We start from the raw sequence: 13770 nt of genomic DNA on the forward strand, positions 1-13770 counted from the left end.
TATGGTCCGGCGCGCGGCGGTGCGGTTGTTCAGCACGAGGCGTATGGCTCGTCGCGCATTGGACTCATTGTCGGATATCGGATGTCGTTAGGAGCCGTTTTGTCAATTGCCGACCTTGCCATCCCCTTCATATTGGCCCTTTTGCCCATCGTCTGGTTGATCGTCGCGCTCGTGGCGCTTCGCCTTCCCGCGTGGAAGGCGGCGTCGGGATCGTTCGTCATTTCCTGTGTGCTCGCGCTTGCATGGTGGGGCATGCCCATCCCCGAGGTCGCCACGGCGAGTCTCGAGGGCTTTCTCATGGCGCTGTGGCCTATCGTGCTCGTGATCATCGCGGCGGTCTTTACCTATAACCTGTGCGTCCGCACGGGGGCCATGGACGTGATCGGGTCGATGATCACCTCGCTCTCGACCGATCGCCGCGTTCTCGCATTGCTGGTCGCTTGGTGCTTTGGTGGCTTCATGGAGGGCATGAGCGGATTCGGGACCGCCGTGGCGATTCCGGCGGGCATGCTCGCGGCACTCGGTTTCCCAGCGTTGCAGGCAGTTCTCATCTGCCTGGTCGCCAATGGCGTTCCCACCTGCTTCGGTTCCGTGGGCGTTCCCACCGTGTCGCTCGCGGGCCTCACGGGGCTCGACCCGGTTCGCCTTGCCTTTACCGAGATGGTTCAGCTTGCGCCATTTTTCGTCATCGTTCCGTTCATCGTCGTGTTCCTCGCCGCCGAGACCGGTGAGGAGTGCGCGCCGGGTGCCGGCGTGGGTACGCGTCTCGGCGGCGTTTGGCATATCGCCCTGGCGTCGGGTGTCGCCTACGCGCTGCCGTCCTTGGCGGTCGCGGCGTTCGTGGGGCCTGAGCTCACGGTTGTGGTCGGCTCCCTGTGCTCGCTTATCGTCACGGCGTTGTTGGCGCGCCGTCCGGGCGCGGCACGCGACGAGTATCGCATGGAGATCGCATCGACCGAGAAGGCGACCTTGGCAGGTGCCCTGCGTGCATGGTCGTGCTTTATCTTGATCTTCGTGCTGCTGCTCGCGACCTCGAAGCTCGTGCCGTCCCTGAACGCGTGGCTCGCCCAGTTCTCGAGCTCGGTCACGATCTTCTCTGGTTCCGATCCCTCGACCGTCACGTTCACGTGGATCAACACACCCGGCGTTTGGATCTTCATCGCCGCGTTCATTGGCGGCCTCATCCAAGGTGCGGCTCCGCGCGTGATGTGCGAAGTGCTTGCCGCCACCGTCAAGCAGATGATGCCCACGGTCATCACCATGCTCGCCGTACTCGGCTGCGCGAAGGTCATGGGATACGCCGGCATGATTTCGGCCGTGTCGTCGTTTTGCATCGCGGTCACCGGCTCGTTGTTCCCGTTGATGGCGCCGGTCATCGGCGCGGTAGGCGCGTTCGTCACGGGGTCTGGCACGAGCTCGGGGCTGTTGTTCGGCTCGGTGCAACAGCAGGCTGCGGAGGCACTCGGCATGGACTCCTACTGGATGGTGGCGCTCAATTCGCTCGGCGTGGGCGCGGGCAAGATGATCTCGCCGCAGACGCTCGCCATTGGCCTGGCTGCCGTCAAGACCGTGGGTGTGGAGGGAAAGCTCCTTGCCCGCGTGATGCCCATCGCCATCGTGTTCATGGTGTTGATGGCCGCCCTCGGCTTGGGTGGGGCGCTGCTGCTCTAAGTGCGGCTGATCCCGTCGCCGCGAGGCCCTGCGGGTTTTCCCTTCGCGCGTGGTTCCGCTTCGCTCCACAAAAACGCGCTGCGGGGAAACCCTCCGGCGCCTCGCGGCTGCGTTGCCGTAGCTCAGGCTCCGGGGCATTCTCCCGTAGACCGTTTTGTGGAGCGCAGCGGAACCACGGTCGAAGGGAGTATGCCCTGGAGCCTGAGCGGTGAGGTCGCCGGCGAAGAAGGAGCCCCGTGCAGGTGGGTGCACGGGGCTCCTTTTCGCTTGCTATGACGTGGGGCCTTAGGCGCGCGGGCCTGCGTTCTTCACGTTCTCGGGCAGGTGGGCGTACTTCTTCTCGAAGTTCTCCTGGAACATGCCGGCGAGCTTCTTGGCCGTGGCGTCGTACTCTTCCTTGCTGGCCCAGCACTTCCACGGGACCATGACGTCGTCCGGCACGCCGGGGCAGGTGGTGGGGATGTCCAGGTTGAAGACCTCGTCGTGGATGAACTCGGCATCCTCGAGCGAGCCGTCGAGCGCGGCGTTGACGTTGATGCGGTTGTAGACGAGCGGGATGCGGTGACCCACGCCGTAGGAGCCCTCGACCCAGCCGGTGTTGACCAGGTAGACGCGGGTCTTGCCTTCGGCGATGCGCTCGCCGAGCATGTCGGCGTAGACCATCGGGTCAAGCGGCATGAAGGGCTCGCCGAACAGGGCGGAGAAGGTGGGCACGGGCTCCTTGATGCCGAGCTCGGTGCCGGCGACCTTGGAGGTGAAGCCGCTCACGAAGTGGTACATGGCCGCATCGGCGGACAGGCGGGCGATGGGGGGCAGCACGCCGAAGGCGTCGCAGGTGAGGAAGATCACCGCGGTGGGCTCGCCGCCCGCGCCCTCGAGGCAGCTGTTGGGAATGTGCTCGACGGGGTAGCCCACGCGGGTGTTCTGCGTGAGGGAGACGTCGTCGTAGTCGGGGTCGCGGTGCTCGTCGAGGATGACGTTCTCGCACAGGGCGCCGAACTTGACGGCGCGGAAGATCTCGGGCTCGCGCTCCTCGGTGAGGCCGTCGCACTTGGCATAGCAGCCGCCCTCGATGTTGAAGATGCCCTCGCCCATGGCCCAGCCGTGCTCGTCGTCACCGATGAGCAGGCGCTTGGGGTCGGCGGACAGGGTGGTCTTGCCGGTGCCGGACAGGCCGAAGAAGACGGCGGTGTCGTGCGTGGCGGGGTCCATGGAGGCCGAGCAGTGCATGGGCAGCACGTGGTCCTCGACGGGCAGGAGGTAGTTCATGACGGAGAAGACGGACTTCTTGATTTCGCCGGAGTACTCGGTGCCGGCGACGACCACGGTGCGCTCGGAGAAGTTGACGAGCACGGCGGCCTCGGAGTTCAGGCCCTCGATGGCAGGATCGCACTTGTAGCCGGGGGCGGCGAGGATGGTGAAGTCGGGCTCGCCGTAGGCGGCGCGCTCCTCATCGGTGGGGCGGACGAGCAGTTGGGTGATGAACAGGGCCTGGCTGGCGCGCTCGCAGGCGACCATGAACTTGCGGGCGTGGCCGCGGTCGGCGCCGGCGAGGCCGCGCACCACGTAGAGGTCGCGCTCGGAGAGGTAGGCGGCGACGCCGTCGCGTACCTTCTCGTAGCTTTTCTGGGAGATGGGAACGTTGACGTTGCCCCAGGCAATGGTGTCGTGGACGTCGGGGGTGTCTACCACGAAACGGTCCTTGGGGCTGCGACCGGTGTACTTGCCGGTTTCGACCACAAGGGATCCGTTGGAGGCGAGCTTGCCCTCGTGATGGGCGAGGGCCTGCTCGACGAGTTCGGCGGGGACCATGTCCACATGGACAGAGCCCTCGGCAGCGTTGACGCCGTAGCGGTCCAGCACCTGGGTGACGGAATCAATAGACATGTCGATCCTCCTAAAGGACGAGCGGGGCAGCGGTCATTCGATGTGCCGTCTCGATGCCGCGCGCTCAAGCGCGTGCGCCACCTGTCGTTTGCGAGAATCTGCGCACCGAAAAACGTTTTACCGTTCCAACGCTCCTATTGATACCCCATGCGCCGTGCGGACATGTGATGGAGTCGGCAAGGGTTGCGCGTCATTCGGCGAGCGGTAGTTTATTCAGTAAGCCGGCCATGGGCGCCTTAGGACTTGGTTTCCATTTTGGAGTGGCAGCGCGGGCAAGTGACGCGGATCTTGCCCTTACCCTTGGGGACGGAGAGGATCTGACCGCAGGTGGGACATTTGAGGAAGTGCGAGGTCTTGCGCTCTTTCCACATCTTTTGGGCGGTGCGCTTGGCACGGTTGAAGTCGGTTCCGGCGGGTTTTGCGGCATTGCGTGCGGATGTCCTGGCACCCGCACGACTTGCCCCGACGCTCTTCACGTAATCGCCGAGGACAGGCACACGCGAGGCGAGGGAGAGAAAACCGTCGTTTTCCTTGCGGCGGGCCGCCTCGTTCTTTGAGAACGCGCGGGCGAGCGCGACGAGGATGCTCGCGAGCGCCAGCCACGTGAGCGGGTCGAACTTGGCGATGGTGCCGATGAGGGCGAGCAGTAGCCCCAGCGCGCCCAGGACCCCGGTGAGCTCGTCGACGCCGTAGCGGTCTTTCATGAAGTCGTTCATCTGTGCCTTCCGTTCCTACGTGTGCGCCTGGTTGCGGGCTGCCTTGGCGGTGCTGCGCTCCTCGGTGCGGCGGTGTGTCGTCGGCGTGTCCATTGCCGTTACCGTACCCGATAATAGCCCGCTCGTGCCGCTCAATATCCTATTTCGCGAGCTTTTCGATAATCCTCTCGACTTCGGCGAGTTTCTCGGCCTGCTCCGCCTCGGTTCCGCATGTCGCCGCGCGGCGCACGCAGCCTTCGATATGGGCCTTGAGGACGTCGGCATTGATGCGCCCGATGAGCGACTGGGTCGCCATGAGTTGCGTGGAGATGTCAACGCAGTAGCGGTCGTCCTCGACCATCTTGATGATGCCGTCGATTTGCCCCCGCGCTGTTTTGAGGAGTCTCAGCGTGCGCTCGTGGTCGGCCATCATGGCGCGCTTACACCTCCTCTACGGTCAGGGCGTGGAATTTCTCACCGGCAGCCTCGACGGCGGCGGTAAGCTGATCGGGCGAGACGGCATCGGAGCATTCGACGGTGACGGTCTGCGTCTCGTGATCGGCCTCGGCGTCCGTCACGCCCGCGACGTTGAGCAGGGCGGTCTCGACGGAGGCATCGCAATGGCCACACATGAGGCCTTCGGTCTTGATGATGTAGTTCATGTTCGTTCCTTTCCTTGTTGGAAGCCGCGAATCGGGCGATTTTGTAACGAAAAACGGAATGCATCGAGTATAGGGCGGTTTCGCCACCATGTGACCAGCGGTTATTCCGATGAACAGACCTCTCTACTCGGAGCGTCTCGATATTCGTTACATAATCGTCCGATTTGCGGCAAGTTGACGGTCTGGAATCCGCTTGCGCGTCAAGTTCGGGGCTTGAAGCCGCGCAGGCGCAGGGCATTCCCCACCACGCACAAGCTCGACAGGCTCATCGCCGCTGCGCCGAACATCGGTGAGAGCTGCCAGCCGAGCATGGGATAGAACACACCCGCAGCCAGCGGGATGCCCAGGGAATTGTAGAACAGCGCCCAGAACAGGTCCTGCTTGATGTTGCGGATGACGGCGCGGGAGAGCTCGATGGCGCGAGCGACGTCGAGGAGGTCACTTCTCATGAGCACGACGTCCGCCCCCTCCTTGGCGACGTCGGTGCCAGCTCCGATGGCGAGGCCCACATCGGCGCGGGCGAGGGCAGGGGAGTCGTTGATGCCGTCGCCTACCATGGCGACCGTCTGGCCGGCAGCCTGCAGCTCGCGTACCACACGCTCCTTGTCGGCGGGTAGGACGTCGGCGATGACGTTGGCAACGCCCACGCGCTCGGCGATGGCGCGCGCGGTGAGTTCGTTGTCGCCGGTGAGCATGATGGACTGGATTCCCAAACGCCTCAATGCCGCGATGGCGTCCGTGCTGGTTGGTTTGACCTCGTCGGCGACGGCGATGATGCCCATGATCTCACCGTTCTTGGCGAAGAAAAGGGGCGTCTTTCCCTGAAGGGCGAATCGTTCGAGTTCGTCGTGGTCGATGTCGATGCCCTCATCTGCCATAAGCGTGGCGTTGCCCGCAGCAATGTGGTTGGTCCCCTCGAATGCAGTCACGCCACGGCCGGGGATGGCTTGGAATGCTTTTACCGAACGCGCGACGATGCCGCGCTCCTCCGCGCACGCCATGATCGCCTCGGCGAGCGGATGCTCACTGCTGCGCTCGAGGGCGGCGGCGAGTTTGAGGAGCCCCTTCTCTGTTATGGCGGCGGTGCCGTCCGCACGTTGTGCGGGAAGGATGTCGGTTACGACGGGCTTGCCCCGCGTGATGGTGCCGGTCTTGTCGAGCACCACCGTTTTCACGCCACGCAGCGTCTCGAGGGCCTCGGCGCTTTTGAACAAGATGCCCATCTCGGCACCCTTGCCGGTGCCCACCATGATGGCGACGGGCGTGGCGAGTCCCAACGCACAGGGGCAGCTGATTACCACTACGGCGACTGCCGCGGTGAGTGCCTCATTGACGTTTCCGCCGGTGGTGACGAGCCATATCGCGAAGGTGGCTGCGGAGATGATGAGCACTGTCGGCACGAAGACGGCGGCGACCTTGTCTGCCAGGCGCGCGATGGGGGGCTTCGTGGCGTTGGCTTCCTCGACGAGGCGGATGATGCGGGCGAGGTTCGTATCGGCTCCGACGCGCGTTGCGCGGAAGGCGAAGGATCCCGTGCGATTGACTGTGGCGGCGCTCACGGTGTCGCCGGGTGTCTTTTCCGCCGGGATGGACTCGCCCGTGAGGGCGCTCTCGTCTATGGAGGACGAGCCCTCGAGAACCACGCCGTCCACGGGGACGGTTTCACCCGGACGCACTAAGATCACCTGGCCGGGCTTGATGTCGTCCGCGTTCACCACCGTCTCGACACCTTGCTCGTCCACGATGGTTGCGGTCTTAGGTGCGAGGTCGATGAGCGCCTCGATGGCCCCACCCGTCTTTGACTTGCTGCGGGCCTCGAGGTACTTGCCAATGGTTACCAGCGAGAGGATGGTTCCCGCGCTTTCCAGGTAGAGATTGTCCATGCCGATGGTGTGGGCACTCATGGGGTCGCCCGCCGCGAGTTCCGCCGCGATGCGGTAGATTCCGTAGATGGACCAGCCTACGCTGGCGGTGGCGCCGATGGCGATGAGTGCGTCCATGGTGGGAGCACCATGAACGAGCGACTTGAAACCGTTGATGAAGTAGGCATCGTTGACGTAGAGGATGGGTGCGAGTAGCAGCAGTTCGGTGAGCGCGAGGTTCATGACGTTCTCATGCGCGCCGAAAAATGCCGGCAGCGGCCAGCCGAGCATGTGCCCCATGCCCAGGTAGAACAGGGGGATGAGGAACACGATCGAGGTGATGAGGCGCCCGCGCATGGCACGCGCGGCGGCCTCAAGCTTCTTGGTGGGGGAGACGAGGGGTGCTGAGACGGCGTTCGCGTTGACACCGGGCATGGTTGCCCCTGCCGCGCCGGCGCCAGCTCCGCCTACGGGCGCCGCCGAGTAGCCCGCACGGTCGACGGCGTCGCAGATGTCGTCGTCGCTGAGGAGCGTTTCGTCGAAGGTGACCTGCATGCTGCCCGAGAGCAAGTTGACGGCGACGTCGGTCACGCCGTGCAACTTGCAGACGGCCTTCTCGACGTGTGCCTGGCATGCCGCGCACGTCATGCCGCCGACGTCGAATTTCTCCTGAGCCATGTGTAGCTCCTTTCGTAGCAATGTCACGGTTGAGTATACCCCACCCCCCGGGGGTATTTGATTAGAATGTCGATTTGCTTCCAAGGCGAACCCCGGGCGAGCCCGGGGCCGATCGCGACCGACCCTTGTGTCTGCGGGAACTTGGAGTGGGGTGCTCCGCGAAAGTGAACTCTCGCGGAGCATTTTGCTCGAAAGGGCGGGGAAATCGACGCGAGAGTTAACTTTCGCGATGCCTGTGCGCGGGGGGGGATGGGTACGCGTAACGTGGGGTTGTGTAATTTAGGGACAGTCCCCTTTTTGCACATCGGGTGCCCGTATACTTGCCTGCGGTGGAATCTGCTCCATGCGTTACGCATGCGCCCGCAATAGCCTGAGAGGCTGCAGGGATATGCCGGTTGCGAACGTGCTCCACCGCGCGGACCGGCCCGCGCAATTGCTTGTTATATGAACCTCCTTGCGCGGACGGTTTGACGAGCGCGCCCCGTTGCCGGGCGCCGCTGTGTTGAGGCCCACCGCGCGGAAACGGACATTCACACCCCCATGCCGCTGTTTATTAAGAAGAACACGAAAAAGGACGACGCCATCGAGACCGTCGAGGTACGCGAAACCAATCTCGCCTCCTCGTCCGATCAAGACGCCGGCCCCGAGACCACGTTCGCCGACCTTGGCCTGTCCGAGCAGGTCCTCTCCGCCGTTGCCGATATGGGCTATACCGCCCCGACGCCCGTGCAGGCTGCCTCGATCCCGCACGCACTCGATGGCGAGGACGTGCTTGCCGCTGCCCAGACGGGCACCGGCAAGACCGCGGCGTTTTTGCTGCCCACCATGAACAATCTGCCCCATGTGCCCCGTTCCCGCGCGCGTGGTAAGGTCGCTCCCCAGGGTCCGCTCATGCTCGTGGTCACGCCCACGCGTGAACTTGCCCAGCAGATCGAGGACGTGTGCCGCTCCATTGCGCACCACACCGGGCATACCAGCGTGACCGTTGTGGGCGGAGTGAGCTACAACCCGCAGCGTGACAAGCTCAAGCGCGGGTGCGACATCCTCATCGCCACGCCGGGCCGTCTACAGGACCTCATCGATCAGGGCGCGTGCATGCTCGACCAGGTGCAGGTACTCGTGCTCGACGAGGCGGACCGCATGCTCGACATGGGCTTTCTGCCCGCCGTTCGCCGCATCGTGGGCTACACGCGCGATGATCGCCAGACCCTGTTGTTCTCCGCAACGCTTGACGATGCGGCAGTTGGCTCGATCACCGACCTTGTGCACGATCCCGCCCGCGTCGAGATCGCCCCGGTGACCTCGACGGCGGAAACGGTTGAGCAGTACGTGCTCCCGGTTTCCCTCGAAGCGAAGAACGCCTTGCTCGCCCGTGTACTCAAGCGCGAGGGGGCGAGCCGCGTCATCGTGTTCTGCCGCACCAAGCACCGCGCCGATGCTTGCAGCCGCCGTCTTGCGCGTGCGGGCATCACCTGCGCTGCCATTCACGGCGACCGCAGTCAGGCCCAGCGCGAGCGGGCCCTCAAGGCGTTCCGCGCCGGGGAGTGCGACGTGCTCGTGGCCACCGACGTCCTCGCCCGTGGCATCGACATCTCAGATGTGCGCTACGTGGTGAACTTCGACGTCCCCACCGACCCGGTGGATTACATCCATCGCATCGGCCGCACGGGCCGCGCGGGTGAGGAGGGCTGGTCCCTGACATTCGTGACCCCCGATGATGTCGCCGAGTTCTACGACATCGAGGCAGTCATGGGCAAGACCGCCGCGCTCTTCGATGCGGACGGCTTCGAACTCGGAGCGTCCGCGCCCGAGGTCGACCCCAACCGCGTGCCCGCCAAGGCACCCGCGGGCAAGAAGGAGAAGAAACGCCGCCGCAAAGCGAAGGCCAAGGCGGGCGCCGGTTCGCGAGCCGAGTCCCGAGGCGGTTCCCGCTCTGGCTCGAATGGGGAGGCCCATGGCAAGGTGTCTTCCGATACCCGCGCGGGTGCATCTCGACGTGCTGAGGACGAGGCCAAGGCCAAGCCCTCCCGGAGGAAGCGCAGCGGTAAGACCCGGGTGCGTGCGGACGAGGGCGACGCTTCCGTCGAGCTGTTGACCGCTTCCGAGGCGCGTACCGCCTCCCGCCCCTCGCGCACTGGCGCGAATCGTCGTTCCACCTCATCAGGCGGGCGCGAGGCGTGGCGCAATTACGATGAGCCCAGCGAGCGTCGTGGTCGCGGCGGCCGAGGCGCCCGCAAGGCATCCAATCCCCACGGCGGCCGCGTCGACCGCGGGGGCTCGGCTTCGCGCACCGGTCGCCGCCCGGGGGACCGCGGTGGTCGCCGATAACCCTATTGCGCGATTTCACACGTCCTTCACGGGCGTGATACGCAAGTTCTGTGGAGGGGCGCGCCGGCTTCGTTATCGAGCTGGTGCGCCCCTCGCGCTGCAACAGGGCGTTGTCGGCCTCTGGTCGGATTCGTGTCGGGACATGGTCTGGGAGCGTGCCCAATCTGTACAGGCGGCATGCCTCCGATTTGCCGCTGCACGCCGGTGACGCCCTCTCGCGCCATAGCCTAGGGGTGTACGGGCATCGCCGAGCCGTAAGGGGGGCACCATGTATCAACTATCCGCCGTCGACCGGGACATCCTTGATTTTGCCGAGTACTGGGGCGCGCGCAAGGCGCGCTGGATCGACGCCGCCTCGTCGGAGTTCGAGGAATACGTGCATCCCTTTGCGATGCGCATGAGGAGCCCCTTGCCCCGATACCTCGCCATGACGAACATCTACTTCACCGAATGGGCCTTGTTCGAGCGCCCCCTCATTGACGGGCGCACGCCGCTGCAGCTCTATATCGAGCAGTCCGCCCGCACCCTTCCCGAGGATTCGCTCGATCGTATGAGACAGGTCGAGCGCACCCAGTTCTTCTCGCGTTTCTCGATTGTCGAAAAGGATGTGGCGGCGTCTCGCGTACGGCTGGTGGATGTTTGGACGGGAAGTGCCTACGAGGTCCTCGATCCGGTGATCTGCTCGACCGAGCGTTGGCGCGAGGGCACCATCGCCGAGCGCATCGCGTGCGTGGACGGCATCTGGTGCCCTGTGGGGCAGGCGCGCCTGTACGACTGCGCCCCTGTCGGCCAGTCGATCCAAGATGACTTGGGGGAGCCTCGGGACGTTGGTGCGCAGGGCGAGGAAGCGGGCAGTTACTATCTGCACCTCCTGCGTGACGTGATTGGCGTTGATGGTCGCTTTTCCAATACGCTTAAGTTGGTGGAGGTAGATCCCGAGGCCGATCTCGAACCGGCTTCCGCCGTCTAGCACTCTGCCGCTAGGATGCCGCTCGCATACGTCTCGGCGATGGCCGGGGCGGTGGGTGAATCACTGTCTGTGGGGCCGGGAGGCATCGCGGTCGCGTTCTTCGCGCGGGAGTAGCGGGGGTCTATCCACAAGGGGCTGTTTCGAACATGTGATGACCTGATGATGGCTTGATTTAGCAGTACACTACTGCGGGTTATGTCCATTATCTAATCTGAAGGGGTCCATTATGTCCGTTCGCATCATCACCGACTCCGGTTCCGATTGCCTTCAGGGCGATCATCCCCAGCTCGACGTCCTGCCTCTTTCCGTGGGGTTCGGTACCACCACGTACCAGGCCGATGTCGAGCTCTCGCGCGAGCGTTTCTACGAACTCCTCGTCGAGGGCGATGAGTTTCCCACTACCGGCCAAGTCAACCCTTACGCGTTCTCCCAGGCCATTGAGCGTGCCCAGGCCGCAGGGGAGGACGTCGTGATCCTTGCCCTGTCCGCCAAGCTCTCCGGTACACACCAGTCCGCCTGCACCGCCGCCGCCGAGGCGAGCGACGCCACCGAGGTCCACGTGGTCGATACCAAGAGCGTCACCGTGGGCGAGCACATCCTCGTCGACTACGCTCTGCGCTTGTTGGACGAGGGCAAGTCGGCTGCCGAGATCGCCGGCGCCGTCGAGGCCGTCGTCGATCGCGTGGTCGTGGTCGGCCTGCTCGACACCCTCGAGTACCTCAAGCGCGGTGGCCGCATCTCGGCGGCGGCGGGCACGGTGGGCGAGCTGCTCTCCATCAAGCCGGTTATCACCATCGACAACGGAGAGGTGGCGGTGCTCGGTAAGGCGCGCGGGTCCAAGAACGGACGCAACCTGCTGCGCCAACAGGTCAAGGCCGCCGGTGGCATCGATTTCTCCATGCCCGTGATGCTCGGCTATTCGGGCCTTTCCGACAAGCTTCTGCGCAAGTACCTCGACGACTGTCGCTCGGTGTGGGAGGACAGGATCGCCGAGGAGGACATCCCTGTCCTTATGGTGGGCGCCACCATTGGCACGCATGTCGGGCCGGGTGCCATTGCCTTGGCCTTCTTTAAGAGCGCATAGCTCAAGTCCCCGCCGATGCTCGGGGTGCTAAGATAGGACTATCCGTGCATACGACCACCGAGGAGGAAGCACATGACCGTTTCGGCTCCTATCGACGCCACGCAGACCCCCGCTTGGAAGGCGCTTCAAGCTCACTACGACGAGCTCCAGGCCAAGGGCATCAGCCTGAAGGACTGGTTCGCCGCGGACCCCGAGCGCGTTGGTAAGCTTACGTTCAAGGCCGGTGACCTGCACTTTGACCTGTCCAAGAACTTGATCACCGATGAGACGGTCAAGCTCCTCGCCGATCTTGGACGCGCGTGCGGGGTGGAAGAGCGTCGCGACGCCATGTTCTCCGGCGTGCACATCAACACCACCGAGGACCGCGCCGTGCTCCACACCGCCCTGCGTCGTCCCGCCGAGCAGAAGGGCGAGCTCATCGTCGACGGCCAAGACGTCGTGGCCGACGTGCACGAGGTGCTGGACCGCATGTACGCCTTCGCCGAGCGCGTCCGCTCCGGCGAGTGGACCGGTGTCTCCGGCAAGAAGATCGAGCATCTGGTCTCCATCGGCATCGGCGGTTCGGACCTTGGCCCCGTCATGGCCTATGAGGCCCTGCGCCCCTACGCCGACGCTGGGATCGACTGCCGCTACATCTCCAACATCGACCCCAACGACATGTCCGAGAAAGTGAAGGGCCTCGATCCCGAGACCACGCTCGTCATCATCGTCTCCAAGACGTTCACCACGCTCGAGACCCTCACCAACGCCCGTGAGGTCAAGGCCTGGATGCTCGAGCAGCTCCGCGCGGCCGGTGCCATCGACGGCACGCCCGAGCAGGACGCCGAGGCCATCGCGAAGCACTTCGTGGCCGTCTCCACCGCCCTCGACCTCGTCGCCGACTTCGGCATCGACCCCGAGAACGCCTTCGGCTTCTGGAACTGGGTCGGTGGCCGCTACTCCGTCGACTCCGCCGTGGGCCTGTCCCTCATCGTCGTCCTCGGTCCCGAGCGCTTCCAGCAGTTCCTCACCGGCTTCCGCGCCATCGACGAGTACTTTGAGAACACGCCGCTCGAGGAGAACGTCGTCGCGCTCATGGGTCTCATGAACGTGTGGTACGTCAACTTCTTCGGCGCCGACACGCATGCCGTGCTGCCCTACACCCAGTACCTGCATCGTTTCTCGGCATACCTGCAGCAGCTCACCATGGAGTCCAACGGCAAGCAGGTCCGTTGGGACGGCAGCGCAGTCACCTGCCACACCGGTGAGGTCTTCTGGGGCGAGCCCGGCACCAACGGCCAGCACGCGTTCTATCAGCTGATCCATCAGGGCAACGTGATGGTCCCCGCCGACTTCATCGCATTCGCCAACACGCATAACCCGGCCCAGGACAACGGCCAGGACGTCCATGAGCTGTTCTTGGGCAACTTCCTCGCCCAGACCAAGGCGCTCGCCTTCGGCAAGACCGCCGACGAGGTCCGTGCCGAGGGCACGCCCGAGGAGATCGTCCCCGCTCGCGTGTTCACCGGTAACCGTCCGACGACCTCGATCTTCGGCGACACCCTCACTCCGTTCGCACTCGGCGAGCTCATCGCGCTGTACGAGCACATCACCTTTGTCGAGGGCACTGTGTGGGGCATCGACTCCTACGACCAGTGGGGCGTCGAGCTGGGCAAGCAGCTGGCCAAGCAGATCACGCCCGCCTTCCACGACGACGAGGCGCTGGCGGCTCAGGACGCCTCCACGAAGGCCCTCATCGAGTTCTACCGCGCCACGCGCAAGTAACGGAGTCTTTGCCGATTCAAGAATTCGGTGTCGCCTCGCATAGGTTGATATGGCTACACCTATAGAGGGCGAGTCCATCCGGGCTCGCCCTCTTTGCGTTTCGAGGAGTGTTCCTCGTGGAGTCAACATCCCCTGTCTCTCACACAGGGGTATCATGTTCGCTTGGAAA

The 13770-nt window shown here is 64.4% G+C and carries 10 protein-coding genes; 5 read left to right on the forward strand and 5 right to left on the reverse strand.

From position 1 onward, the window contains the following. Window positions 1-99 precede the first annotated feature (99 nt). The gene (locus DWV48_RS02560) at window positions 100-1671 is read left to right on the forward strand and encodes an L-lactate permease (RefSeq protein WP_199588868.1); all 1572 of its coding nucleotides are present in this window, start codon (window positions 100-102) and stop codon (window positions 1669-1671) included. A 285-nt stretch (window positions 1672-1956) separates the two neighbouring features. Here DWV48_RS02560 and pckA read toward each other — a convergent pair whose 3' ends face one another. The 5 genes from pckA to DWV48_RS02585 form a co-directional block, all read right to left on the reverse strand. Further along, window positions 1957-3558, reverse strand: coding sequence for a phosphoenolpyruvate carboxykinase (ATP) (pckA, locus tag DWV48_RS02565; RefSeq protein WP_118653157.1), 1602 nt, complete (start codon window positions 3556-3558; stop codon window positions 1957-1959). A gap of 236 nt (window positions 3559-3794) precedes the next feature. Next, window positions 3795-4262 carry a hypothetical protein gene (locus tag DWV48_RS02570; protein ID WP_233546073.1) on the reverse strand — a complete coding sequence of 156 codons (468 nt, stop codon included), beginning with the start codon at window positions 4260-4262 and terminating at the stop codon, window positions 3795-3797. A gap of 151 nt (window positions 4263-4413) precedes the next feature. After that, window positions 4414-4686 carry a metal-sensing transcriptional repressor gene (locus DWV48_RS02575; protein WP_118653161.1) on the reverse strand — a complete coding sequence of 91 codons (273 nt, stop codon included), beginning with the start codon at window positions 4684-4686 and terminating at the stop codon, window positions 4414-4416. Window positions 4687-4693: 7 nt separating this feature from the next. Continuing rightward, complete coding sequence (locus tag DWV48_RS02580) at window positions 4694-4915, reverse strand: heavy-metal-associated domain-containing protein (RefSeq protein WP_118653163.1); 222 nt, start codon at window positions 4913-4915, stop codon at window positions 4694-4696. 200 nt (window positions 4916-5115) lie between these two features. Further along, window positions 5116-7455, reverse strand: coding sequence for a cation-translocating P-type ATPase (locus DWV48_RS02585; protein ID WP_118653165.1), 2340 nt, complete (start codon window positions 7453-7455; stop codon window positions 5116-5118). 540 nt (window positions 7456-7995) lie between these two features. Between DWV48_RS02585 and DWV48_RS02590 the strand changes: the two genes are divergently transcribed. The 4 genes from DWV48_RS02590 to pgi all read left to right on the forward strand — a co-directional run bounded on the left by DWV48_RS02590 (window position 7996) and on the right by pgi (window position 13601). After that, window positions 7996-9783, forward strand: coding sequence for a DEAD/DEAH box helicase (locus DWV48_RS02590; protein ID WP_118653167.1), 1788 nt, complete (start codon window positions 7996-7998; stop codon window positions 9781-9783). A 268-nt stretch (window positions 9784-10051) separates the two neighbouring features. Next, entirely contained in the window at window positions 10052-10753 is a 702-nt protein-coding gene (locus DWV48_RS02595) for a hypothetical protein (RefSeq protein WP_118653169.1), read from the forward strand. Between the two features lie 226 nt (window positions 10754-10979). Continuing rightward, window positions 10980-11837 carry a DegV family protein gene (locus DWV48_RS02600; protein WP_118653171.1) on the forward strand — a complete coding sequence of 286 codons (858 nt, stop codon included), beginning with the start codon at window positions 10980-10982 and terminating at the stop codon, window positions 11835-11837. A 72-nt stretch (window positions 11838-11909) separates the two neighbouring features. Continuing rightward, window positions 11910-13601 carry a glucose-6-phosphate isomerase gene (gene pgi, locus DWV48_RS02605; RefSeq protein ID WP_118653173.1) on the forward strand — a complete coding sequence of 564 codons (1692 nt, stop codon included), beginning with the start codon at window positions 11910-11912 and terminating at the stop codon, window positions 13599-13601. The last annotated feature ends 169 nt before the right edge of the window (window positions 13602-13770 follow it).

The organism is Collinsella sp. AF08-23, assembly GCF_003479805.1.
Lineage (GTDB): Bacteria > Actinomycetota > Coriobacteriia > Coriobacteriales > Coriobacteriaceae > Collinsella.

What these genes read in the sequence shown, in the direction of transcription:
- pgi (WP_118653173.1), top strand. Translation starts at nt 11,910, where the DNA reads ATGACCGTTTCGGCTCCTATCGACGCCACGCAGACCCCCGCTTGGAAG.
- DWV48_RS02570 (WP_233546073.1), bottom strand. Translation starts at nt 4,262, where the DNA reads ATGAAAGACCGCTACGGCGTCGACGAGCTCACCGGGGTCCTGGGCGCG.
- DWV48_RS02600 (WP_118653171.1), top strand. Translation starts at nt 10,980, where the DNA reads ATGTCCGTTCGCATCATCACCGACTCCGGTTCCGATTGCCTTCAGGGC.
- DWV48_RS02575 (WP_118653161.1), bottom strand. Translation starts at nt 4,686, where the DNA reads ATGATGGCCGACCACGAGCGCACGCTGAGACTCCTCAAAACAGCGCGG.
- DWV48_RS02580 (WP_118653163.1), bottom strand. Translation starts at nt 4,915, where the DNA reads ATGAACTACATCATCAAGACCGAAGGCCTCATGTGTGGCCATTGCGAT.
- DWV48_RS02595 (WP_118653169.1), top strand. Translation starts at nt 10,052, where the DNA reads ATGTATCAACTATCCGCCGTCGACCGGGACATCCTTGATTTTGCCGAG.
- DWV48_RS02585 (WP_118653165.1), bottom strand. Translation starts at nt 7,455, where the DNA reads ATGGCTCAGGAGAAATTCGACGTCGGCGGCATGACGTGCGCGGCATGC.
- pckA (WP_118653157.1), bottom strand. Translation starts at nt 3,558, where the DNA reads ATGTCTATTGATTCCGTCACCCAGGTGCTGGACCGCTACGGCGTCAAC.
- DWV48_RS02590 (WP_118653167.1), top strand. Translation starts at nt 7,996, where the DNA reads ATGCCGCTGTTTATTAAGAAGAACACGAAAAAGGACGACGCCATCGAG.